This is a genomic window from Streptomyces sp. NPDC033178, assembly GCF_055577685.1.
In genome coordinates this window covers 468,769-492,275 of sequence record NZ_JBVIPT010000003.1, presented here as the reverse complement: position 1 = coordinate 492,275, position 23,507 = coordinate 468,769, and the positions used below count along the sequence as shown (strand labels likewise).

The window sequence follows — 23,507 nt, the reverse complement described above, 5'->3', positions numbered from 1 at the left end:
CGCGGTACATTGCATACAGTCGACGAATACTGTATGAAGCTTGTTATCCCGCATCCAGTGGGTGGTGTCCAGGGGGCGTGCGGCACTTTTAAGAGGGAGCCGAGATGGACCTGTTCGAGCACCAGGCAAGGGAACTCTTCGAGGAACACGGCATTTTGGTGCCGAGGGCGGAGGTCACGGACTCGCCCAAGGAGGCACGCGAGATCGCCCGCAGGCTCGGCGGCCGAGTCGTCGTCAAGGCACAGGTGAAGACCGGCGGACGCGGCAAGGCGGGCGGCGTGAAACTCGCCGCGGACCCCGCCGCCACCGAACTGACGGCACGTCAGATCCTCGGTATGAACATCAAGGGCCACACCGTCGGCAAGGTGATGCTGGCCCAACCGGTCGACATCGAGAGCGAGTTCTACGTCAGTTACGTACTCGACCGGGCCGCCGGCCGGTTCCTCGCGATCGCCTCGGCCGAGGGCGGCATGGACATCGAGGAGGTCGCCGCCACCCGGCCGGACGCCGTGGCACGCGTCCACATCGACCCCGCCGAGGGCGTCACCTCGGCGAAGGCGGCCGAGATCGCCGACGCCGCGGGCCTGCCCCCGCAGACCGTCGACGTCCTGGTCAGGCTCTGGGACGTACTGATCCGCGAGGACGCCGTACTCGTCGAGGTGAACCCCCTCGTCCGTACCGCCCAGGGGCAGATCCTCGCCCTCGACGGCAAGGTCACCCTCGACGACAACGCCCGCTTCAGGCAGGCGCGTTGGGGCGACCAGGAGTCCACGCACGACGACCCGCTGGAGGCGGCGGCCGCCGCCAAGAACCTCAACTACGTGAAGCTGGACGGCGAGGTCGGCATCATCGGAAACGGCGCCGGACTCGTCATGTCGACCCTCGACGTGGTCGCCGGCTGCGGCGCGCGCCCCGCCAACTTCCTCGACATCGGCGGCGGCGCCTCCGCCCAGATCATGGCCGACGGCCTCTCCGTCATCCTCTCCGACCCGGCGGTGAAGTCCGTCTTCGTCAACGTCTTCGGCGGCATCACCGCCTGCGACGCGGTCGCCGACGGCATCGTGCAGGCCCTGGAATCAGTCCACTTGACCAAGCCGCTGGTCGTCCGCCTCGACGGGAACAACGCCGTACGCGGCCGCGCGATCCTCGATGAGCGCGCACACCCCCTGGTCCAGCAGGCCACCACCATGGACGGCGCCGCGCGCCGTGCCGCCCAACTCGCCAACGCCAGCTGAAGGAGCGGGACATGGCCATCTACCTCACCAAGGAGAGCAAGGTCCTCGTCCAGGGCATGACCGGCGGCGAGGGCATGAAGCACACCCGGCGCATGCTCGCGGCCGGTACCGACGTCGTCGGCGGCGTCAACCCGCGCAAGGCCGGGCAGAGCGTCGACTTCGACGACCGTGCCGTGCCCGTCTTCGGCTCCGTGCGCGAAGGCATCGAGGCCACCGGAGCCGACGTCAGCGTCGTCTTCGTCCCACCCGCCTTCTCCAAGGCGGCAGTTGTCGAAGCAGCCGACGCGGGCATCGAACTCGCCGTCGTCATCACCGAGGGCATCCCGGTCCACGACTCGGTCGCCTTCACCGCGTACGCGAGGGCGAAGGGCACGCGGATCATCGGCCCCAACTGCCCCGGCCTGATCACCCCCGGCCAGTCCAACGCGGGCATCATCCCGGCCGACATCACCAAGTCGGGCCGCATCGGCCTCGTCTCCAAGTCGGGCACGCTCACCTACCAACTCATGTACGAACTCCGGGACATCGGCTTCTCGACCTGCGTCGGCATCGGCGGCGACCCCGTCGTCGGCACCACCCACATCGACTGCCTCGCCGCCTTCCAGGACGACCCCGACACCGAACTCGTCGTCCTCATCGGGGAGATCGGTGGCGACGCCGAGGAACGCGCGGCCGCGTACGTCCGCGACCACGTCACCAAACCCGTGATCGGCTACATCGCCGGATTCACCGCACCCGAGGGCAAGACGATGGGCCACGCGGGCGCCATCGTCTCCGGCTCGTCCGGCACGGCCCAGGCGAAGAAGGAAGCCCTGGAAGCGGCCGGCGTACGGGTGGGCGACACCCCGACCGAGACGGCCCGGCTGGTCCTCGCCGCACTCGGTGAGCCCGGATGAGGGAGCGTGATGTCACTCATAGTTGACACCGCGTTACTTTCCGAGGTCGAGATGGATCGCTAGCGTCCTTCGTACGACGTCTCCGTACGCGAGTACGCCAAGCACTCCGAGTACACCAAGCGCTCTGGGTAGACCATGCACTCCGAGCGCCCCAGGTACTCCAAGTGCGCCCAGTACTCCCGTACGGGAGACGAGCCATGCACTACCGCCCCCGACTGTGCACCGAGAGCGGAGCAACCGAATGGCACCCACCCTCACCCTCAAGTCCCACACCTCCTGGACCGACGCCTGGCAACGCTGCCTCACCGTGGCGCCGGAAGCGTTCCGGGACGACCGTGTCCTCAACCTCTGGGGCGCCGCCTGGCAGGCGGACGGCAGGGCGCTGCCCGCCACCAGCCCGGTGGATGGGAGCCCCATCGCGGGCCCGCCGCGCCTCGACGGCCCGACGGCCCACCAGGCCGTACGCGCCTCACTCGACCACCACCGCGCCTGGCGGCACGTGCCCCTGGACGAACGCCGGGCCCGCGTCGCGGCCACGCTCGACGCGCTCACCGAACACCGCGAACTGCTGGCCCTCCTCCTCGTCTGGGAGATCGGCAAGCCCTGGCGGCTCGCGCAGGCCGACGTCGACCGGGCCATCGACGGCGTGCGCTGGTACGTCGACGGAATCGAGCCCATGGTCGACGGCCGGACCCCGCTCGACGGGCCCGTGTCCAACATCGCGAGCTGGAACTACCCGATGAGCGTGCTCGTTCACGCAATGCTGATACAGGCATTGGCAGGGAACGCGGTCATCGCCAAGACCCCGACCGACGGCGGCGTCGCGTGTCTCACCCTGGCCTGCGCGCTCGCCGCACGCGAGGGGATTCCCGTCACCCTCGTCAGCGGCAGCGGGGGCGAGCTGTCGGAGGCGCTCGTGCGCGCGCCCGAGATCGGCTGCGTCTCCTTCGTCGGCGGCCGCGACACCGGCGCCGCGGTGGCCACGGCCGTCGCCGACCTCGGCAAACGACACGTACTCGAACAGGAGGGTCTGAACACCTGGGGCATCTGGAACCACACGGACTGGGACACGCTGACGGCGGTCATCCCCAAGCTCTTCGACTACGGCAAGCAGCGCTGCACCGCCTACCCGCGATTCGTCGTCCAGCGTGAACTGTTCGACGACTTCCTGGCGGCGTACCTGCCGGCGGTCCGCACGCTGCGGGTCGGCCACCCGCTGGCGGTCGAGCACCCGGACGACCCGTATCCGCAGCTGGACTTCGGCCCTGTGATCAACGCGGCCAAGGCGAAGGACCTCCACGACCAGGTCGCCGAGGCGATCGACCGGGGCGCGGTCCCGCTGCACCGCGGCCGGCTCGCCGACGCGCGCTTCCTGCCCGGCCAGGACACGGCGGCGTACGTCCAACCGGTCACGCTCCTCAATCCGCCCCCGTCCTCGCCCCTCCACCACGCGGAACCCTTCGGCCCGGTCGACACCATCGTCCTGGTCGACACCGAGGCGGAGCTGCTCGCCGCCATGAACGCGTCGAACGGCGCCCTCGTCGCGACCCTGTCGACCGACGACGAGGCCACCTACGACCGACTGGCCCCGCAGATCCGCGCGTTCAAGGTCGGTCACGGCAAGCCCCGTTCGCGCGGCGACCGCGATGAGCTCTTCGGCGGCTTCGGCGCGTCCTGGCGGGGTGCGTTCGTGGGCGGCGAACTGCTGATACGCGCGGTGACGCGAGGACCGGCGGGGGAGCGGTTGCCGGGCAACTTCCCGGAGTACCACCTCATGCCGTGACGGCGAGTGGGCGGCGCCGTGCGGGGCGCCGCCCACTGGCTTTCGGGAACCGTCGGTGGTCGTACGGCTCGCCCAGCAGATGCCCTGCTCTACCCGACGCCCTGCTCTACCCGATGCCCTGCCGGTCCGGGTGGAGGGCGAAGGCGCGGTCCGCGGCTTCCGGCACGGTCCGTTCCACGGCCTGGGTCAGCAGCGTGCGATGGCGGACCAGCGGCGCCCGACGGTCCTCGGAAACGGCACCGAGGAGATCATCGAGCCCGGCCAGCAGACGGCGGGTGACCTGAGGGCTGGACACGGCACACCCCCGGATCTCGGTGAAGCCGAGGTCGACCAACTCGGTCCAGCCGGGCACGGGTTGCACCAGCCGTACGGTGCCTCGCCTGTCCCGGTGCAACAGGGCCCCGAGCGGGCGCTGCGCCACCGAGGACAGGAACTGCACGATCCGGTCCACGGCCTGCACCGCCGTGGTGGGGTCGTTCACCGCGGGCGACAGGGCACGCAGCGCGATGTCCGACAACTGCCGCAGCCCGAACCCCAGATCCTGATGGAACGTCCGCTCGGCACCCACGGACACCTGAAAGCTCAGCGCCCGCAGCGCCTTCGTGGCGGGCCCGCCGTGTACGGCGAACACCGGCGTGCCCGGCACGACGAAGTCCCCGATCCGCGGAACGAGCCGCAGAACGACACCGCTCTGCCGCGCCATCCGGACGAGCCGTGCGATGTCCACGTCCCGCAGCACGCCCGCGCGGCCGTGATGGGCGAAGCGGGCGGTCTCGGGGGCGAGGCCGGGGCCGGGGCTGGAATTGGTGCCGGTGCCGACGGGCTCCTCCGCGGAGACGTCGAGGGGCATGTTCGCGACGACCCGCAAGGCCTCCCTGGTGATCAGGTCGACGACGTGCGCGACCCGCATCAGCCGCAGCGTCGAGTTCACGTACATCACGAACAGGACGACGCTCAGCCCCACCAGGATCAGCGTGAGGACGGACTGGACGAGCGGGATCGAGGCCACCAGCGCGGGATCGCGCTGACTGTCGTACGAGGTGAGGACGAGCAGGGACTGGACGAAGGTGGCCAGGAACACCGCGAAGGTGGCCTTGGTGATCCGGCTCCGCACGAAGATCCGTACGACCCGGGGGCTGAACTGCCCGGCGGCCATCTGTACGGCGACCAGCGAGATACTGAAGACGACACCGATGAAGGTCATCATGGCGGCGCTGATCGTGGTGACCACGGTCTTCGCGTCCTCGGCGATCCCCAGCAGGTCGCTGACGGAGTCCTCGTCGCCCGCGTCGCGCAGTGCGGTCAGGATCGCGTCGTCCGCCGCCGTCGCCGCGGACCACACCACGAACACCAGGACCAGGGCGACGGTCGGAGCGAACCAGAACGTGTCCCGCAGATGCTCCCGCCACGGCGACAGAGCCCGGTACCGCCGTCTCCGCGGCAACCCGTCCGTAGTCTTCCAGTCACCCATGGTGAGACTGTAGGCGCACCCTCCGCACCTGTCGGGAACCCCCGCCGGGGCGAGGAAACGCAGGTGAAAGCCACTCCGAAAGCTTGGTATTGTTGTCCATGTCGCCACGGGGAACACCCCCGTCCAGGCGGCAGACACCTAGTCCGGGTGGCGGAATGGCAGACGCGCTAGCTTGAGGTGCTAGTGCCCTTTATCGGGCGTGGGGGTTCAAGTCCCCCCTCGGACACAATCTTTGCGCACACGGATGGCGTCGACCGGTTTCGGTCGGCGCCATCCGTTTTCGTTCGCCTGGTCGTCAGTAGAACTCCACCGTGTTCACGCGGTTGAGCAGGCTCTCTCCGTCGAGGAGCCGGGTGGCGTTGGTGGCGAAGAGTTCGGCGATGAGGCGGTCCTCGGCGGGGCTGAGGGCGGCGGTGTGGGGGCTCACCAGGACGCGGTCGTGGTTCCAGAGGGGGCTGTGGGCCGGGAGTGGTTCCGTCTCGAAGACGTCCAGTGCGGCGAAGCCGACTCGGCCGGAGTCGAGGGCCTCGATCAGTGCGGCCTCGTCGACGACGCTTCCGCGGCCGACGTTCACGAGGGTCGCACCGGGCCGGAGGGCATCGAAGAACCGCTTGTCTAGCAGGTGCTCGGTCGCCGCGGTGCCGGGGAGCGTGTTCACGACGGCGTCCACCGTCGGTGCGGCCTCGGCGATCCGGTCGAGGGGTACGACCTCCTGGACCCCGGGAACGCCGGTGCCGCTCCTGCTCGTTCCGATGACCCTGGCGCCCAGCGTGTGCAGCTTCTGGGCGACGACCCGGCCGATGCCGCCGAGGCCCAGCAACAGGATCGTCTGCTCACTCACCTGCCCCATCGCCCAGCGGCCGCCCCACTCGTGGTCGCGTTGTCCTCGGATCAGGCGGGGGAGGCTCTTGGCTCCACCCAGTACGCCGAAGACCGCGAACTCGGCGAGCGGCTGCCCGTGCACTCCGGCGGAGGTGGTGAACAGGACCCGTTCGAGTTCGTCGGCGGTGAGCCGCGCGGCCTTCACCTGGCTGCCGCCGCCCGCGGCCATCGTGTGCACCCAGCGCAGCCCCCGGTTGGCGCGGACCGTACGTGCCAGGGCGGCCGGGTCCACGTCGGGGATGCCGTAGAGCGCGTCGGCCGAGTCGAGGGACTCCTCGTAGGCCCGTTGTTGTGCCGGTGTGCGGTGCCAGGACGGGTCACCGGCGAAGTCGGCCGGCCACCGCATCGGCGGGAGCAGGGACTGGTCGACGACGAGGTCGATCCGTGGTTCCAGCGCGAGGATCCGCGCGCAGTTCTCCTCCGATAGTGGCGAGGCTACCGCGACCCGGAGCCTGCCAGGGGCTCGTTCCTCGGTCCCCATCAGGCGATTCGACTCCGCAGTTCCGCGACCTCGGCGTCGAGGTCGGCCTCACGGGCGACGATCGCCTCGACCGCCGTCAGCGCTTCCTCGGCGCGACGGGGCGGGATGACGATGACGCCGTCGTCGTCGGCGACGACGATGTCGCCCGGATTCACCACGACACCGCCGAGAGCGACGGGTTCGCCGATCGTGCCCGGTCCGTTCTTGAAGGGGCCGGCAGGCGTGAGCCCGCGTGCGAAGACGGGCACGCCGAGCTTCTCGATGATCGCGCCGTCACGGACGTAGCCGTCGACGACAGCGCCGACGGCGCCGAACACGTCGAACCGCTGGGCGAGGTTGTCGCCGATGACGGCGCGGCCGTCGTAGCCGAAGGCGTTGATGACCAGGATGTCCCCGGGGCGGATGTGGTCGAGCGCGGCGATCACCGCCTTGTTGTCGCCGGCGACGGTGAGTACGGGCAGCGCGGTGCCGACCGCCTTTGCTCCGTGCCAGACCGGCGAGATCCCGCCGTCCACGATGTTCAGCCGGTCCAGGGCGTCGCCGAGATTGGCCACGGAATGCTCACGGAACCGCTGGAGCACCTGCTGGTCCGGGCGGTCCCAGACAGGGGCCACACGCACGTTGTCTTGGGTCATCACAGTCTCCTGCGGGTGGTGTTGGGGGTGGGAGCCAAGGGTCCGTCCGTCCCGTCACAGCTGAGAAGTGCGAAAGGTTTCGCGTTTCGCGAGTGTCAGTGTGCATCCATCCGTGCCGCGAGACAAGGGTGGGCCGGAGGGGGTGACGGGCTCGTGGGGTGCCTCGCCGGCAGCTGCCGGACGGCCGCCGGGCCGCCGTCTCTCCGGTGAAGTCGCGATAGCCGAAGGCGGAACCGCGCCGGAATCGCAAGATTTACCTGGCGGCAACTTCCATCCTTGACCACCCCAGAATGCGAATCTATTCTCATTCGAGATTCGAGTCGCAACTTGGCTCGGATGTGCCCCTACGGCCCGCTCCCGGACGTGCTCCACGGGTGCGAAAGGGGCGGGTGGGGGGCGTCACCAGCCGTCCACCGACACCTCCAGACATCCTCCGACGACACCGACGCCGCTTGACCGCCGAGGTGTCATCGTCGCCTTCCCACGAGGATCCGGAACGCAGGCGGAACACCCCAGCACATGGGCGACCGCCGGCAGCGACGACGTTCAGCGTACGACTGTTCAGGACACCGTCCCCGGAGTCCGCGACCGAAGGTGAACGCATGACAACGTCAGATCGGCTCGACACGACGTCAGATCGTCACGAGGCATCGTCGGACCAGCTCGACGCGACCACGGCCGGCGTGGTCACCGTGGACGGCAAGGTGGTCCGCAAGGCCACCGTCGCCGGAGCCATAGGTTCCTTCGTCGAGTGGTACGACTACGGCATCTACGGCCTGCTCGTCACCTACCTCGCGATCAACATCATGGGGGAGGCGGAAGCCGGAGGGCTCTTCCTCACCAACGTCGGCTTCCTGGTCAGCTTCGTCGCGCGGCCGTTCGGCAGCGTCATCTGCGGATACCTGGGAGACAGGCTCGGGCGGAAGAGGCTGCTGGCAAGCCTGCTGGTGCTCATCTCGGCCGCCACGGCGGCGATCGGTCTCATCCCCTCCCACGCCGCCATCGGCGTCGCCGCGCCCGTACTGCTGGTCGCGCTCCGAGTGCTGCAGGGCTTCTCGGCCGGTGGCGAGGTGGCGGGTGCCATGTCGTTCGTCGGCGAATACGCCCCGGACGCCCGCCGCAACTACATGATGAGCTTCATCGCCGTCGGCTCGTTCATCGCGCTCATGGTCGGCAGCGCCTTCTCGGCCATCCTCATCTCCACGCTCGGCGACGACGCCATGGCCTCCTGGGCCTGGCGGGTGCCGTTCCTCGTCGCGGTCCCGCTGGGCTATGTCGGCTTCTACATCCGCCGCCAGCTGGAGGAGACCCCGCACTTCAAGGCACTGCGCGAGCGCAACACCGTCGTGCGCAACCCGCTGAAGGACGCGCTCACTTCCCCGCGGCACCTGAAGGCGATCGTGCTCACGATCTTCCTGCCCGCGCTCAACGGACCCGGCTACTACCTGCTGTTCGTCTACATGCCGACCTATCTCAAGACCTCGCTCGGCGACGACAACAATTTCTCCATGCTGCGGGCGCTCACCGTCACCGCTGTCAGCCTGGTCGCCATCGCCGTCTGCATCCCCCTCATGGCCCGGCTGTCGGACCGTATCGGCCGCAAACCCGTGCTGGTGCTCTCCGCCGTCGCGATGGCCGTGGTCTCGTACCCGATGTTCCTGCTCATCACCACCGGTGAGTTCGCGCTGGCATGCATCGGCACCACCGTGCTCGCGATCGCCTTCTCCGGCCACGCCGCCGTGGTGCACACCGTGCTCGCCGAGATGTTCCCGACCACGGTGCGCTACTCCGCCTACAGCATCGGGTTCAGCATCTCCACGATCATCTTCGGCGGCAGCGCCCCGCTGCTGATGACCGAGCTCATCGAGGCGACCGGGTCGAATCTGATCCCGGCCTTCGCCGCCATCACCACCGCCCTGATCACCCTGGTCGCCATCGCGTTCGTACGGGAGACCAAGGGTCGTCCGCTGGCAGCCCACTGACCGCCCACACCCGGGAGACACCATGGGAATCAACTCGGTAGCCGTCGTCGCCGACCTCGGTGAGAGCTTCGGCAACTACACGATCGGCGACGACAACGCCCTCCTCGGCCTCGTCACCGCGTCGAACATCGCCTGCGGCTTCCATGCCGGTGACCCGCGCGTCATGGACAGGACCGTCGCCGACTGCGTGGAGCGCGGCATCGAACTCGGCGCGCACCCCGGATACCCCGACCTCGTCGGGTTCGGCCGCCGGCTCATCGAGGCGTCGGAGGAGGAGATCCGCACCGACGTCCTCTACCAGCTCGGCGCACTCGACGCCTTCGCACGAGTGCACGGCGGGACGATCACCCATGTGGCGCCGCACGGCCGTATGGGGTCGATCGCACAGACCGACGCCAAGCACGCCCGCGCCATCACGGACGCGATCGCCGCGTACAACACGGACTATGTCGTGATCTGTCAACGCGGCCTGCTCGCTGAGGAATCGCGCAAGCGCGGCCTCGAAGTCGGTTACGTGTTCCTGGCCGACCGCGGCTACGGCGACGACGGCATGCCCGTCTCGCGCTGGCACGAAGGGGGGCTCATCCACGACCCCGAGCTCATCGGCGAACGCTCCGTCCAGGTCGTACAGGAAGGCACCGTGCGCTCGGTCGACGGCAACGTCGTACCGCTCGGCCACGACGCCGACGTACTGCTCCTGCACGGAGACCACCCGACCGTCCTGCAGAACGGCATCGCGCTGCGGGCCGCGCTCGACAAGGCGGACGTGCGTGTCGCGGGTCTGCGGGACGTCCTCAAGGAGAAGGCCGAGGTCGCGCTCGCCCGTTGAGGGCGGCGCGCGGGAGCCAGCCGATGACCACTGCACCGATCGGCACCGTCGCCGTCGAGCCCTTCGGGGACTCGGCGGTGATGGTGACCATTCCCCACGCCGAACAGGCGATCCGCAGGTCCGCGATCGTTGCCTTCCGCGACCGGTTCCTCGCGCACCGCCCCCACGGCGTGCTCGATGTCGTCTCCGGTCTGGAGTCCCTGCTCATCGAGTTCGATCCGCAGCACACCGCGCTTGAGCATGTGGAGTACGCGGTCCGGCTGCTGGCCCGATGGGCGCCGGGCGCCGGTTCGGACGGCTGTCCGGAACTGCCGCGTGCGGTACGGGAGTTCGCCGTCCCGGTCGTCTTCGACGAGGAGACCGGGCCCGATCTGGTGTCCGTCGCCGAGGAAGTGGGCCTGGAACCCGCCGAGGTGGTCGAGGCGATCGCCAAGTCCACCTTCACCATCGCCCTGTTGGGCGCGGCGATGGCCCCGATGATGGACGGGCTCGAACTGCCCGGGCCGGTACGCCGGCGCGCCGAGCCGCGTACGGACGTCGTTCCCGGATCGATCATGATCGCCGGTGACAACGCGATCATCCAGCCGTTCCCCGGCCCGACCGGCTGGCGTGTGGTCGGCCGCACCCCGCACGCCATCGTCGACATCTCCCGCTCCGACCCCGTCTCGTTCGGCCCCGGCGACATCATGCGCTTCGTTCCCGTCACGCGGGACGAGGCGGCGGCGCTGGACGCCGGCTTCCTGCTGCCGGTGGAGGTGCCCCTATGACAACCGTGACGACGAAGACCGTGGCGCTCGAATTCACCCGCACCGGATGGACCACCACCTTCCAGGACCTGGGCCGCCGCGACACGGAACGGCGCGGTGTCCCCACCGGGGGCGCAGCCGACCAGCACTCCGCGGTCGTTGCCAACCTCCTCGTGGGCAACCCTCGCGGCGCGACCCTGATCGAGAACCTGGGCGGCGAGTTGGCCCTCGTTCCCGACGCCGAGGTCCTGCTCGCGGTGACCGGAGCGCCCGCCCGGGTCACCGTCGGCGGCGCCCCGGTCGAGAGCTGGTCGCCGCTGGTGGTGCCGAAGGGGCATGAGGTACGGGTCCACGCCGATGTCGGCCGGGGGACCCGCACCTATCTCGCCGTGAACGGCACGCTCGCGGCGGAGACCCTGCTGGGCAGCGCCGCCCCGGACGCCCGGATGGGGTTCGGGCAGGTCGTCACCCGGGGCTCGCGCGTACTGCTGGACACGGGGTTCCAGGGCTTCCGGCGCCGGCTGTTCGAGCCGCCGCTGTTCCGGCTGCCCGTCCCCGTCCCGCGCTTCGACGAAGGGGCGTGGGTCGTCGATGTCGTCGCGAGCCACGGAATCCACTCGATCCCCGGTGTCCGCGAGGTGATCGAGGAGGCGGAGTACGTCGTCACGCCCCGCTCCAACCACGTCGGGCTGCGGCTCGACGGCCCGGTGCTCCACCCGGACACCGACGCCGAGATCGTGTCGCACGGGGTTCCCGTCGGGGCGCTGCAGATCCCGCACGCGGACGAACTCATCGTGCTCGGCAGATACCGGAGCCTGACGGCGGGCTATCCGATCGTCGGCGTTGCCTCGCGGGCCTGTCTGCCGCTGCTCGGACAGGCCGGTCCGGGGCGGCGGCTGCGGTTCCGCTGGACCGACCGCGAGAGTTCGCTCCGCCGGTTCGCTCGGCGCGAGGCGGAGGTGCGGGCGCTCGAACACGCGGTTGCGGAGGCGTTCGCCGCGCTCGGCTTCGAGACGTCCTTGCCCCACAGTAGGTGAGAAGATATTCTCATTTGAGCCTCGAATTTCATATCGATCATGTCGAGCATGCTGATCATGGAGGAGGAACGGTGACGACGTCGGCCGGCAAAACCGCGCTCATCACAGGGGCCGGCAGCGGGATGGGGCTCGAAACCGCGCGGCTCCTTGCCCGGGACGGCGCCACCGTCGTGCTCGTCGGCCGCAGACAGGAGGCGCTCGACGACGTCGCGGCCACCATCCGCGCCGAGGGCGGAACGGCGCTGGCCCTCGCCGCGGACATCACCCGCCCGGACGACGTGACCCGGGTCCTCGACCGCGTCCACACCGACCTGGGCCCGGTCGACATCCTGGTCAACAACGCGGGCAGTGCGTCGACGGTGCTCAACCCGCAGTGGCTCCCGCACGACGAGTGGCGCCAGGTCCTCGACGTGAACCTCACGGCCGTCTTCCAGCTCACCCAGGCCGTGCTGCCCGACATGCTCGGCCGCGGCACCGGAACCATCGTCACCGTCTCGTCCCTCGCCGCCGTCAACCCCAACCTGCTCGGCGGCGCTGCCTACGGCGCCGCAAAGGCCGGGGTGCGCAACTTCATGACCTTCCTGCACAACACCTTCCGCAACCAGGGACTGCGGGCCATCACCGTGCTGCCCGGCGAGGCGGACACGCCCATCCTCGACAACCGCGCGCGACCGCCGGCGGCCGAGGAACGCGCCCACATGGTGCAGCCCGAGGACGTGGCCGAGGCCGTCCGCCTCGCCGTCGCCCTGCCCCAGCGGGTCGTCCTCCAGGAGATCGTCGTCGCCCCGACCCGACAGCGGGACACCTCCGCCGATCTGGAGATCAGCCGCTGGGCGGGCGCCCCGGCCGATACCTCACCACAGCCCTCACCACAGCCCTGAGTGCACCCCTGACCACCTCGCCCCCGGCCCCTGCTTCGAGCACCCGCTTCCAGCGCAGCAGCACCCGCGTCCAGCACCTCGCTTCCAGGAGGAGCGCATGCCGTCCACCGTCTCCACGTACCCGCCCCGGTTCGCCACCGCCGAGGCCGTCGCCCGGATAGCCGCCGCCTCCCGCCGGACGCAGCAGCCGCAGTCCAAGGGAGACCTCGTCTCCCTCGCCATGGGTGAGCCCGACTTCGACACGCCCCGGCAGGTGACCGAGGCGGCCGACGCCTCGCTGCGCGCCGGACGTACCCACTACTCACCGCTGCTCGGCGAACCGGAGCTGCGCGAGGCGCTCGCCGAGAAGCTGTACGGCATCGCCGGAGCACCGGTCTCCGCCGCCGACATCCTCATCACCCAGGGCGGTACCGCCGGCCTGGCCGCCGCGATCCTCGGGATCGTCGACCCCGGCGACAAGGTGGTCGTCCCGGACCCCACCTACTCCCTCTACGCCGACCTGGTCAGCATGGCCGGCGGCATCGTCGTACCCGTCCCGCTCGCCCCGGACCTGCACTGGGACCTCGACCGGCTCGCTGACGCCCTCGACGGCGCGAAGCTCTTCGTCTTCTGCAACCCGAGCAACCCGACCGGCATCGTGCACAGCCGCGCCGAACTCGACGCGCTCGCCGACCTGTTGGACGGCACGTCCACGATCGTCATCTCCGACGAGGCGTACTCCGACCTCGACTACACCGGCCGCCCCTTCACCTCGGCGATCTCCCTCGACGGACTGCGCGACCGTACGGTCTACTGCCAGACCTTCTCCAAGAGCTACGCGATGACCGGCTGGCGCGTCGGCTACCTCTGGGGTCCCGCACCGCTCATCCAGGCGGCCGCGCGCATCCACAACACCTTCAACGGCTCGGTGAACACCTTCATCCAGGACGCCGCCCTCGTCGCGGTGCGGACCTGCGACGCCGACATCGCCAGGATGCGGTCCGCCTACGAGGAGCGAGGCGCGATCATGCGCGCGGGACTCGCCGAGATCCCGGGTCTCACGCTGAGCGCGTCGGAGGGGGCCTTCTACCAGTTCCCGCGCTACGACCTCGACCTGCCCGCCGTGGAGGTCGTGGCGGCACTGCGCACGCACGGCGTCGCGGTCAGGCCGGGGAGCGAGTTCGGCGCCCGGGGCGAGGGGCACCTGCGGCTGTCGTACGCTGCCAGCCCGGAATCCATCTCCGAGGGTGTTCGCCGACTGGCGTACGGCCTCTCGGCCCTTCAGTGAACGCCGTCCCACAGGCAACGGGGAGTCGACCCATGCGCAGTGACACCGAACGCAACCGCAGGTACCTCATCAAGGCCGCCGCGCTGCTGTTCGAGAACTCGCCGACGCCCGTGAGCCTGGCCGAGATCGCCAAGCAGGCCGAGGTGTCGACCGCCACGGCATACCGGCACTTCTCCTCCGTCGAGGAGATCCTGCACGCCTTCCGGGCCCAAGTCGGCTCCGAACTGCGCGACTTCAGCGCACGGCAGACCACCCGGGGCATGGAGAGGCTGGAGGCGGTGTCCCGCTACTGGGTGTCGCTCGTCCTCGAACACGGCGGGGCGATGGCACAGATGCGCTCGCACCGCGGATACCTGGAGCGGCTGCGCGAGGGCACCGGCTATCTCGCCCCGCAGGCCGAGGCGCTCGCCGAACCGCTGCGGCAGACCACCGAGGAACTCGGGCTCGGCGACCTGGGCGACGAGGCCCTGTTCCTGTGGAACCTCCTGTTCGACCCCCGCGACATCCTCGACCTCATCAAGAGCGGCCACACCGAGGACGAGGCAGCCACCCGCCTGGTCACCGCCCTGCGCGGCGCCCTCATCGGCTGGTCCGCGGCGGCGAACGGGACCCCTGAGGCTGCTCCGGAGCACCGACGATCCGGGTGACGGGTGACGGGTGACGGGCCTGGCGTGCAGCCGTCTGTCCGTCACCCCGTCGGCGAACTCGGCTGCGTGCTCTCCCGCACGACCAGCGAGTACCCCGCGGTGAGTCTCGTGTGGGGGGCCTCCGCGTCGGTGGTGATCCTCCGCAGCACCGCATCCACCGCCAGTTCGGCGATCTCTCGCTTGTTGGGCGACACGGTGGTCAGTGAGGGCACGCTGTAGCCGGTCTCCTGGATGTCGTCGAAGCCCACGACCGCCAGGTCGCGCGGCACCCGCAGACCGTGTTCGTGTGCCGCGCGCACCGCGCCGGAGGCGAGCAGGTCGTTGAAGCAGAAGACCGCGTCCGGTGGTTCGTCCAGACCGAGCAGGACCCGCATGGCGGAGGCTCCGTCGGCGCGGGTGAACGCCACGGTGTCCGGGGCCAGCCGGGGGTCGTGCGGCACACCCGCGGCATGCAGCGCGGTCAGAAAGCCGTGCATGCGCTGCACCGTCGTCGCATGGGCCCGGTCCGACGGCTGGCCGATGACTCCGATGCGACGGCGGCCGAGCCGGAGCAGGTGTTCGGTCGCCTCGCGTGCCGCCGCGGAGTTGTCGATCAGCACGTGGTCCGCCGGGATTCTGTACGACTGCTCTCCCAGGAGTACGAGCGGCACGCGGCGCTCGCGGGTGGCGAGCATCGCCTCGTCGAGGCTGAGCGGGCTGAGCAGCACACCGTCGATGAGCGGGTCGCTCAGGCCGCAGGCGATACGGAGTTCCTCCGCGGGGTCCCCGCCGGTGTCCTCGATGAGGACGGTGCAGCCACGCTTCTTGGCGGCCGCGATGACCTCCGCGGCGAGCTCCGCGAAGTACGGTGCGACCAGCTCGGGGACGGCAAGCGCGATGATGCCGCTGCGGCCGGTGCGCAGATGGCGTGCGGAGGCGTTGGGCTGGTAGTCGAGTTCGGCTATCGCGCGCAGCACCCGCTGCCGGGTCTGTTCCGCGACACGGATCTCGCCCCGGACGACGTTCGACACCGTCTTGATCGATACGCCCGCGCGCTCGGCGACATCCTTGAGGCGTGCACCTGCCATGACGCTCGCCCTCCCTCCCCGCACTCTTCCGGCAGCCCTCGTCGCTCTCGCGGCAGCTCTCGCCGCCGCACCACGCGAGCCGATTCCGGTGTGCTGACCAGCGTAAGCCATGTTGCAACGTTGTAAGAGGTCTCCGCCCGCGTGCGGGAGATTCTCGTCCAGCGTGGGTGATATGCCCCGATGAGGCACTCGATCCCTGACGGGCAAGCAGTTCCTGCACAGGTGTTGACGTCGAATTTCCACAGGGATACAACGTTGTAACCGCTCCCGTGCATCGACTCGGTCGTTCGGACTTGTCACTCATTCCAACGTTGTACTCGTTGGGTTCCCTGTCGTGGAAGGACGCCTGCCCATGCGGGACCGCACACCGCACAACTCCCCGCCCCCGCCCCCGCCCCCGTTCTCGTCCCCACCGTCCCGGCGCGGACTCCTGCGCGGCACGCTCTCCATCGGCGCCGTAGCGGCCTCGTCAGTCGCCCTCGGCGGTTGTGGCAGCACGCTCGCGCAGGGGTTCACCGGAGGGTCGCCCACACCGTCACGGCTGAACTTCTGGAACCCCTTCACCGGCGGTGACGGCGAGCGGTTGCTGGCCATGGAGGACGTCTACCGGGCCCGGCACCGGGCGACGGACCTGAAGTCGGCGACCTTCGTCTGGGGCAGCCCGTACTACACCAAGCTCACCCTGGCGACGCTCGGCGAGCGGCCCCCGCAGGTCGCCGTCACCCATCTGTCGAAGGTGCCCACGCTCGCCGAGGCGGGGCTGCTCACCGAACTGAGGACGTCCGATCTGGCCCGGCACGGGCTGACCGAGGACAAGTTCGACCCACGGCCCTGGAAGAAGTCCCAGGTGGACGGGAAGCTGTACGCCGTCCCGCTCGACACCCACCCCTTCGTGCTCTACTTCCGGACCGACATCGCCGAGAAGGCCGGACTCCTCGACGGACAGGGCCGGTTGGCGGACGTGGACGGGCCCGACGCGTTCATCGACGCCCTGCGCGCCGCGAAGGAGGTCACCGGGGCCTGGGGCGGCTCGGTCGCCTCGGTGAAGGACGCCTCGACGCAGTTCCGGCTCTTCTGGTCGTTCTACCGGCAGATAGGCGGCGGCGATCTCGTCGCCGAGCAGGGCAAGAAGGTCGTCATCGACACGGCGGCCGCGGCCGAGGCCCTCGCGTACATCCGCCGCCTCACCCAGGAGAAGGTCGTCCCCGCGAGCACCGACAGCCCGGGCGCCATCACGATGCTCACCACCGGCAAGGCCGGATTCCTGATGGACGGCGTCTGGCAGGTCCTCACGGTCCAGGGCGCCAAGGTGAAGTTCGACGTACGGCCGCTGCCGAGGGTCTTCCATGACGCGCCCTACGCCTGCGCCGCTGACTCGCACTCCCTGGTCCTGCCCAAGGCGCCCTCCGCCGCGGCGCAACGCCTGGATCTCTCCCTGGGGTTCGTCGCCGCCCTGCTCAACTCCAGCAAGCTGTGGGCGGAGGGCGGACACGTCCCCGCGTGGCTGCCCACCCAGCAGTCACCCGGTTACCGGGACCTCGCACCACAGTCCCACTACGCCGCTGCCGCCGACGGCGCGGCCTACGACCCTGCTGCCTGGTACAGCGGCGCGGGCAGCACCCTGCAGGTCGTCGTCGGCAACGCCGTGACGTCCGTGTTCACCGGCGCCACCAGCCCCACGGCCGGAGCCGCACGCATGCGCCGCGAACTGCGCGAACTCGCAGGCCGGCCCGCACCCCTGTAGGCCGCACCCCTGTAGTCCGTACCCGCGCTAGTCCGTACCCGCTGTAGTCCGTACCGCCCGGCCGCCGACTGCCGCTGTCACGCCCGTATCGGGCCCCGCACGTCTGAGATTCCGCATGTCCTGACTGAAAGGGCCGTCCCATGGCCACGACAACCGCACCGAGCAAGGCCCCCGGCAGAGGTGACCGCTGGGCCGGTCCGGGGATGCTGTTGCCCTTCGCCCTGTTTTACCTGGTCTTTCTGGTGGGACCGCTGATCTATACGGTCGTAGCCGGCTTCTTCGACGCCAGCCTGCTCAAGAAGGGCCTCGGTGACTTCGCCGGGCTGTCCAACTACGCGGCCGTGCTGGGCGACGACGAGTTCTGGCGCACGTTCAGGAACACGCTGTGGTTCACCGTTCTGACCACTGTTCCGCTCGTGCTGCTCAGCCTGGTACTCGCGATTCTCGCCGACCGCTTCGTACGCGGACGCTGGTTCTTCCGCTTCGCCTTCTTCGCGCCGTTCGTGCTGCCCTCGGCGGTCATCTCGCTGATCTTCACGTTCATCTACGCCGACCAGGTGGGCCTCGCCCAGCAGACCGCGAAGTGGATCGGCGTGGACACCCCGCCGTCCTGGCTGGGCGATCCGGACTGGGCGATGATCTCCATAGCCGCCGCCACCGTGTGGTGGACGATCGGCTTCAACTTCGTGCTGTATCTGGCAGGTCTGCAGGACATCCCGCGTTCCGTGCACGAGGCCGCGGCCATCGACGGGGCCGGACCCTGGCAGCGCATCCGCCACGTCATCGTGCCAATGCTCGGCCGCACCACGACCCTCGTGACGGTCCTCCAGGCGGTCGCCTCCCTGAAGGTCTTCGACCAGATCTACATGCTGACCATGGGCGGCCCCGACGGGAGCACCCGCCCCTCCCTCCAACTCATCTACGACACGGGCTTCGTCGAGGGCCGCGTCGGCTACGCGTCGACCGTCTCGCTGCTGCTCTTCGTGGTGATCCTGCTGGTCTCGCTCGTCTGGTTCGCACTCGTACGCCGCGCCGAGAAGGAGCGCTGATCATGACCGCCATCGCCACACCGCCCGTGACCGAGCAGAAGACGACCACGGCCGAGCCGCCTCGCAGGTACGACGCCGAGCGTCTGTTCAACCGGGTGGCCCTCGGCGCCCTCATCGCCTTCGCGCTGCTGTGGCTGGTGCCGCTGGCCTGGGCGCTCGCCACTTCCATCCGGCCCGCGCAGGAAGTCGTCACCGACCCGACCAACTGGTTCACCGCCCACCCCACACTCGCGGCGTACGGCGACATCTTCGACGCGGGGAAGCTGCCCTACTGGTACGCGAACAGCTTCATCACGTCGATCCTCACCACCGCGCTCACGGTGGTCGCCGCGTCGCTCGCCGCCTTCGCCCTCTCCCAGACCCGCTTCAGGACGCGCCGCGCCGCGTTCGTCGTACTCCTCGCCGGGATCATGATTCCGGGGCAGGTCCTCATGATCCCGCAGTTCCTGGCGCTCCAGTCGGTGGGCCTGCTCAACACCTACTGGGGAGTCGTACTGCCCCAAGTCCCCAACGTCGTCGCCGTGTTCGTGTTCAAGCAGTTCTTCGACGGCATCCCCAGGGAGCTGATCGACGCGGCACGCGCGGACGGCGCGGGCTGGCTGCGTACGTACCGGCAGATCGTCATGCCCATCTCGCGGCCGGTGATCTCCGCGGTCACGATCTTCGTGTTCGTCGGGGTCTGGAACAACTTCCTGTGGCCCCTCCTCGTCGTCACCGACCCGGAAATGATGACCCTCCCGGTCGGGCTGACCTCCGTCCAGGACGTCTTCGGCGTGCCCTACGCCCAGTTGATGGCCTCCGCCGTGCTGGGTGCGATCCCGCTCCTCGCAGTCTTCCTGCTCTTCCAGCGCCGCATCGTCGAGGGCATTGCCGGAACCGGCCTCAAGTAGCCGTACCCGCTTGCCAGTTCACACCCCTTCGCCCTACCGAGAAAGGCTCCAGCATGCCGCACACCGCACGGTTCACCGTCGACCCCGAGTTCACCATCGGGGAGGTGGACCCGCGCCTGTACGGAACGTTCGTCGAGCACATGGGGCGCTGCGTCTACACCGGCATCCACGAGCCGGAGCACCCTTCGGCGGACACCGACGGGTTCCGTACGGACGTCGCCGAACTGGTACGAGAACTCGGCACCGGACTCGTCCGCTACCCCGGAGGCAACTTCGTCTCCGGCTACCACTGGGAGGACGGGGTCGGCCCCGCCTCCGAGCGGCCGCGCCGGCTCGACCTGGCATGGCGCTCCATCGAGACCAACCAGGTGGGCACCAACGAGTTCCTCGCCTGGGCCAAGCAGCTCGGTCTCGACCCGATGATGGCGGTCAACCTCGGCACCCGCGGCATCGACGCCGCCCGCGCCCTGGTGGAGTACTGCAACCAGCCCGGCGGCACGGCCTGGTCCGATCTGCGGATCAAGCACGGCGTCCCCGAACCGCATGACGTCAAACTGTGGTGCCTGGGCAACGAGATGGACGGCCCCTGGCAGACCGGCCACAAGACGGCCACCGAGTACGGACGGCTGGCGGCCGAGACCGGCAAGGCGATGCGTCAGGTCGACCCGTCCATCGAACTCGTCGCCTGCGGCAGCTCCAACGCGGGCATGCCGACCTTCGGCACCTGGGAGCGCGAGGTCCTGGAGCAGACCTACGACGAGGTCGACTACCTCTCCCTGCACGCCTACTACGAAGAGCTCGACGGCGACCGCGCCAGCTTCCTGGCCTCCGGGGCGCATATGGACCAGTACATCCGCGATGTGGTCGCCACCGCGGACCACGTACGGGCCACGCGCCGCGCCAAGAAGCACATCAGGCTCTCGTTCGACGAGTGGAACGTCTGGTACGCCGCCCGTTTCGTCGGGGAACGCAACCTGGAGACCGCCGAGACACCCCGCCTGATCGAGGACACCTACAGCGTGACCGACGCCGTCGTCGTCGGCTCGCTGCTCATCACCCTCCTCCGCAACGCCGACCGGGTGGCCATCGCGTGCCTTGCCCAGCTCGTCAACGTCATCGCCCCGATCCGCAGCGAACCGGGCGGCGCGAGCTGGCGGCAGACCATCTTCCACCCGTTCGCCCAGGCCGCCCGGTTCGCCTCCGGGAAGGTGCTGCGCACCGACATCACCGGGTCCCGCATCCACACACGGCAGCACGGCGACGTATCGGCGCTGGACACGGTCGTGACGTACGAGGAGGAGAGCGGCGCGCTCACGGTCCTCGCCGTCAACCGCGGCCAGGACCAACCTCTGCACCTGCGGGCCGAGTTGCGCGGCGCACTGTCCGGATACCGGGTGCTGGAGCACCTCGTCCTGGCGGACCAGGACCCGGACGCCGTGAACACCGAGACCGAACCGGACCGCGTGACGCCGCGCACTGGCGGCGGAGCTCAGGTCACCGCCGAAGGCGCACTTGAGGCGGAGCTGGCCCCGGTGTCCTGGAACGTCATCCGCCTGGCCCCCGCCCGGTGACGTCCCGCCCGACGGCACCGTCCGAACAGATCCAGCCCGCACCCCGATGGGAGAATCTGATGTCGGCAAGACCCCGTACACCCATGCGTTCACTCCAACTGGCCGCCCTTGTCTCCGCGTTGATCGCCCTCCTGGCGGCCCTGCTCACCGCGCAGTCGGGAACGGCGGACGCGGCGACCGGCACCGCGCTGCGCAACGACACCGGCCTGTACCCCCGGGCCGTCCGCCTCGCGCACAACGCGGGCGCCAACGGCCGCGTTCTGTCGTCGGTGGTCACGTTCTCCGGCAACAACGGACTCGGGGCCATCTACGAGAGCACCGACTCCGGCGCGTCCTTCCAGCAGGTCGGCACGGTCAGCGACCCGGAGGCGGCCGGCGGGCAGGGACTCTGCTGCTCCACGCTCTTCGAACTCCCGCAACGGGTCGGCAGTCTGCCCGCCGGCACGCTGCTGTGGTCGGCCTCGGTCGGCCAGGACGAGACGAACCGGCGCATGGCCCTGCGCGTCTTCAAGAGCAACGACCTGGGACGCACCTGGAGTTACCTGTCCACCATCGCGACCGCGGGCAGCACCGGAGGCCTGTGGGAGCCCGAGTTCTCCGTCGACGCCTCCGGCCAGCTGGTCGCCCACTACTCGGACGAGACCGACCCCGCACACAGCCAGAAGCTCATGGCCGCCCGCACCTCGAACGGCCTGACCTGGACCGGGCACCGTGCCACTGTCATCAGCCCGCTCGTCACCGACCGCCCCGGCATGGCAGTCGTCCGCAAGCTCGGCAACGGCACCTACTTCATGTCGTACGAGATCTGTGCCGCCCCCGGTCAGTACCAGTGCGTCGTGCACTACCGGACCTCGGCCGACGGCTGGGACTGGACGAGCGGTCCGTTCCTCGGCTTCCGGCCCGAGACGGCCGACGGCAAGTACTTCAAGCACGCCCCGACCGTGGCCTGGGCTCCCGAGGCCGGCAATCCGCTGGGCAGGCTCTTCCTGATCGGCCAGGTCCTCTACAACAAGGACGGCACCCGGGCCGCTGGCAGCGGAAGGACCGTCTGGGTCAACAGCGCGGGCGGCAGCGGAACTTGGCGGGAGATCCCGGCGCCCGTCACCGTCGACTCGACGGTCGTCGACTACTGCCCCAACTACAGCTCGGCCCTGCTGCCGTCGGCGGACGGCAACAGCCTGCTGGAGATCGCCACCGACTGGGTCGGCGGAGTCTGCAAGCCGTACTTCGCCACCAAGCCAGTGCCGTCGTCCTGAGTCACTCCGGGCCGGGCATGCCGCTGTGGGCACCACCACGAGGCCGGGTGGTGCCCACGGCCCACGGCCCATAGCCAATAGCCCAGTGGCCTTCGCCCGGCGGTGTCGCTCCCGCGGTGTGTCCATGTCCCTCACGTCATCCTGACGACGACCTTGCCGGCCTTCGCGCGCCCCGCTTCGACGTACTCCAGCGCCTCCCGGGCCGACTCGAACGGGAACACGGTGTCGACGACGGGCCGGATCCTTCCGGTCTCGATGAGAGGGGTGAGCTCGCGCAGCTGGTCGCCGCTGGCCCTCATGAACAGGAACGAGTACGTCACGCCGCGGCGCCGGGCCGCTCGTCGGATCTGGAGACTCAGCGCGGACATCACCAGCCGGATGACCGGGTTCGCTCCCAGTTCTCTGCCGAAAGCGGCGTCCGGAGGGCCCACGACACTGATGACCTTTCCGCCGGGCTTGAGTACGTCCAGGGACTTCTTGAGGGTCTCGCCGCCGAGCGAGTCAAGGACGACGTCGTAGTCGTGCAGCTCCGTCTCGAAGGCCTGCTTCTTGTAGTCGACGACGACGTCCGCGCCCAGCCGCTTCACCAGGTCGACGTTGGCCGTGCTCGTGGTGGTGGCCACGTACGCGCCCAGTTGCTTGGCCAGCTGGACGGCGATGGTGCCCAGGCCGCCGGAGCCCGCGTGGACGAGGACCTTCTGGCCCGGCTGGACGTGAGCCCGCTCGACCAGCGCCTGCCATGAGGTCAGGGCGACCAGGGGAAGGGACGCGGCCTCCTCCATGGTCAGCGCGGCCGGCTTGATCGCCACGTCGTCCTGGTGCACCGCGATGCGTTCGGCGAACGTGCCGATCCGGTTCTTGTCGGGCCGCGCGAAGACCTCGTCGCCCACCGCGAACCGCGTGACGGCCGCGCCCACCTCGACCACCACTCCGGCCAGGTCGTTGCCCAGGACGAACGGGACCTTGTACGGCAGGATCGTCTTCATCTCGCCGTCCCGGATCATGCGGTCGAGCGGGTTGACGCTCGCGGCCTGGATCCGGACCAGCACGTCGTCCGCGCCCACGTCCGGCTCCGGCACGTCGCCGACACGCACTCCGTCCTTGCTGCCGTAGCGCTCCACCGTGAAGGCCCTCATCGTCGTCTCCTCGTCTCATCCG

The 23,507-nt window shown here is 69.6% G+C and carries 20 protein-coding genes and 1 tRNA gene; 16 read left to right on the top strand and 5 right to left on the bottom strand.

Features of this window, described 5'->3' with window-relative positions; all coding sequences use genetic code 11:
• Positions 1-104 precede the first annotated feature (104 nt).
• The 3 genes from sucC to ACZ5VQ_RS09465 all read left to right on the top strand — a co-directional run bounded on the left by sucC (position 105) and on the right by ACZ5VQ_RS09465 (position 3,914).
• Positions 105-1,235, top strand: a complete 1,131-nt coding sequence (sucC, locus tag ACZ5VQ_RS09475) for an ADP-forming succinate--CoA ligase subunit beta (protein ID WP_469104392.1) — start codon at positions 105-107, stop codon at positions 1,233-1,235.
• 11 nt (positions 1,236-1,246) lie between these two features.
• Positions 1,247-2,131 (top strand): succinate--CoA ligase subunit alpha, encoded by an 885-nt coding sequence (gene sucD / locus ACZ5VQ_RS09470; protein ID WP_469104391.1) that lies wholly within the window; start codon positions 1,247-1,249, stop codon positions 2,129-2,131.
• 241 nt (positions 2,132-2,372) lie between these two features.
• Entirely contained in the window at positions 2,373-3,914 is a 1,542-nt protein-coding gene (locus ACZ5VQ_RS09465) for an aldehyde dehydrogenase family protein (protein ID WP_469104390.1), read from the top strand.
• 106 nt (positions 3,915-4,020) lie between these two features.
• Here ACZ5VQ_RS09465 and ACZ5VQ_RS09460 read toward each other — a convergent pair whose 3' ends face one another.
• Positions 4,021-5,385 (bottom strand): DUF2254 domain-containing protein, encoded by a 1,365-nt coding sequence (locus ACZ5VQ_RS09460; RefSeq protein ID WP_469104389.1) that lies wholly within the window; start codon positions 5,383-5,385, stop codon positions 4,021-4,023.
• A 141-nt stretch (positions 5,386-5,526) separates the two neighbouring features.
• On the opposite strand from ACZ5VQ_RS09460, the gene ACZ5VQ_RS09455 reads away from it, so the two are divergent.
• A tRNA-Leu gene (locus ACZ5VQ_RS09455) sits at positions 5,527-5,611 on the top strand.
• A 69-nt stretch (positions 5,612-5,680) separates the two neighbouring features.
• Here the strand turns inward: ACZ5VQ_RS09455 and ACZ5VQ_RS09450 are convergent.
• Both ACZ5VQ_RS09450 and ACZ5VQ_RS09445 read right to left on the bottom strand, forming a co-directional pair.
• Entirely contained in the window at positions 5,681-6,748 is a 1,068-nt protein-coding gene (locus ACZ5VQ_RS09450; RefSeq protein ID WP_469104388.1) for a D-2-hydroxyacid dehydrogenase, read from the bottom strand.
• On the bottom strand, positions 6,748-7,383 hold the full coding sequence (locus ACZ5VQ_RS09445; protein ID WP_362076586.1) for an RraA family protein: 636 nt from the start codon (positions 7,381-7,383) through the stop codon (positions 6,748-6,750). The genes ACZ5VQ_RS09450 and ACZ5VQ_RS09445 overlap by 1 nt, the downstream gene beginning before the upstream one ends.
• A 602-nt stretch (positions 7,384-7,985) precedes the next feature.
• Between ACZ5VQ_RS09445 and ACZ5VQ_RS09440 the strand changes: the two genes are divergently transcribed.
• The 7 genes from ACZ5VQ_RS09440 (at position 7,986) to ACZ5VQ_RS09410 (ending at position 14,772) form a co-directional block, all read left to right on the top strand.
• Complete coding sequence (locus ACZ5VQ_RS09440; RefSeq protein ID WP_469104387.1) at positions 7,986-9,365, top strand: MFS transporter; 1,380 nt, start codon at positions 7,986-7,988, stop codon at positions 9,363-9,365.
• A gap of 22 nt (positions 9,366-9,387) precedes the next feature.
• Positions 9,388-10,194, top strand: coding sequence for a LamB/YcsF family protein (locus tag ACZ5VQ_RS09435; protein WP_469104386.1), 807 nt, complete (start codon positions 9,388-9,390; stop codon positions 10,192-10,194).
• Positions 10,195-10,217: 23 nt separating this feature from the next.
• On the top strand, positions 10,218-10,961 hold the full coding sequence (locus ACZ5VQ_RS09430; RefSeq protein WP_469104385.1) for a 5-oxoprolinase subunit B family protein: 744 nt from the start codon (positions 10,218-10,220) through the stop codon (positions 10,959-10,961).
• Positions 10,958-11,977, top strand: coding sequence for a 5-oxoprolinase subunit C family protein (locus tag ACZ5VQ_RS09425; RefSeq protein ID WP_469104384.1), 1,020 nt, complete (start codon positions 10,958-10,960; stop codon positions 11,975-11,977). The genes ACZ5VQ_RS09430 and ACZ5VQ_RS09425 overlap by 4 nt, the downstream gene beginning before the upstream one ends.
• Before the next feature lie 71 nt (positions 11,978-12,048).
• Complete coding sequence (locus tag ACZ5VQ_RS09420) at positions 12,049-12,858, top strand: SDR family oxidoreductase (RefSeq protein WP_469104383.1); 810 nt, start codon at positions 12,049-12,051, stop codon at positions 12,856-12,858.
• A gap of 97 nt (positions 12,859-12,955) precedes the next feature.
• Entirely contained in the window at positions 12,956-14,125 is a 1,170-nt protein-coding gene (locus ACZ5VQ_RS09415) for a pyridoxal phosphate-dependent aminotransferase (RefSeq protein WP_469104382.1), read from the top strand.
• A gap of 32 nt (positions 14,126-14,157) precedes the next feature.
• Positions 14,158-14,772, top strand: a complete 615-nt coding sequence (locus tag ACZ5VQ_RS09410) for a TetR/AcrR family transcriptional regulator (protein WP_469104381.1) — start codon at positions 14,158-14,160, stop codon at positions 14,770-14,772.
• Between the two features lie 41 nt (positions 14,773-14,813).
• On the opposite strand, the gene ACZ5VQ_RS09405 is transcribed toward ACZ5VQ_RS09410, so the two are convergent.
• On the bottom strand, positions 14,814-15,839 hold the full coding sequence (locus tag ACZ5VQ_RS09405; protein ID WP_469104380.1) for a LacI family DNA-binding transcriptional regulator: 1,026 nt from the start codon (positions 15,837-15,839) through the stop codon (positions 14,814-14,816).
• A gap of 352 nt (positions 15,840-16,191) precedes the next feature.
• On the opposite strand from ACZ5VQ_RS09405, the gene ACZ5VQ_RS09400 reads away from it, so the two are divergent.
• The 5 genes from ACZ5VQ_RS09400 to ACZ5VQ_RS09380 all read left to right on the top strand — a co-directional run bounded on the left by ACZ5VQ_RS09400 (position 16,192) and on the right by ACZ5VQ_RS09380 (position 22,349).
• The gene (locus ACZ5VQ_RS09400) at positions 16,192-17,583 is read left to right on the top strand and encodes an ABC transporter substrate-binding protein (RefSeq protein WP_469104379.1); all 1,392 of its coding nucleotides are present in this window, start codon (positions 16,192-16,194) and stop codon (positions 17,581-17,583) included.
• A gap of 140 nt (positions 17,584-17,723) precedes the next feature.
• A complete protein-coding gene (locus ACZ5VQ_RS09395) occupies positions 17,724-18,632 on the top strand; it encodes a carbohydrate ABC transporter permease (protein ID WP_469104378.1) in 909 nt (302 codons plus the stop codon).
• A 2-nt stretch (positions 18,633-18,634) separates the two neighbouring features.
• Positions 18,635-19,522 carry a carbohydrate ABC transporter permease gene (locus tag ACZ5VQ_RS09390; RefSeq protein WP_469104377.1) on the top strand — a complete coding sequence of 296 codons (888 nt, stop codon included), beginning with the start codon at positions 18,635-18,637 and terminating at the stop codon, positions 19,520-19,522.
• Between the two features lie 53 nt (positions 19,523-19,575).
• Complete coding sequence (gene arfA / locus ACZ5VQ_RS09385) at positions 19,576-21,093, top strand: arabinosylfuranosidase ArfA (RefSeq protein WP_469104376.1); 1,518 nt, start codon at positions 19,576-19,578, stop codon at positions 21,091-21,093.
• Between the two features lie 83 nt (positions 21,094-21,176).
• Positions 21,177-22,349, top strand: coding sequence for a sialidase family protein (locus ACZ5VQ_RS09380; RefSeq protein WP_469104375.1), 1,173 nt, complete (start codon positions 21,177-21,179; stop codon positions 22,347-22,349).
• 131 nt (positions 22,350-22,480) lie between these two features.
• Here ACZ5VQ_RS09380 and ACZ5VQ_RS09375 read toward each other — a convergent pair whose 3' ends face one another.
• Positions 22,481-23,485 carry an NADP-dependent oxidoreductase gene (locus tag ACZ5VQ_RS09375; protein ID WP_469104374.1) on the bottom strand — a complete coding sequence of 335 codons (1,005 nt, stop codon included), beginning with the start codon at positions 23,483-23,485 and terminating at the stop codon, positions 22,481-22,483.
• Positions 23,486-23,507 lie beyond the last annotated feature (22 nt).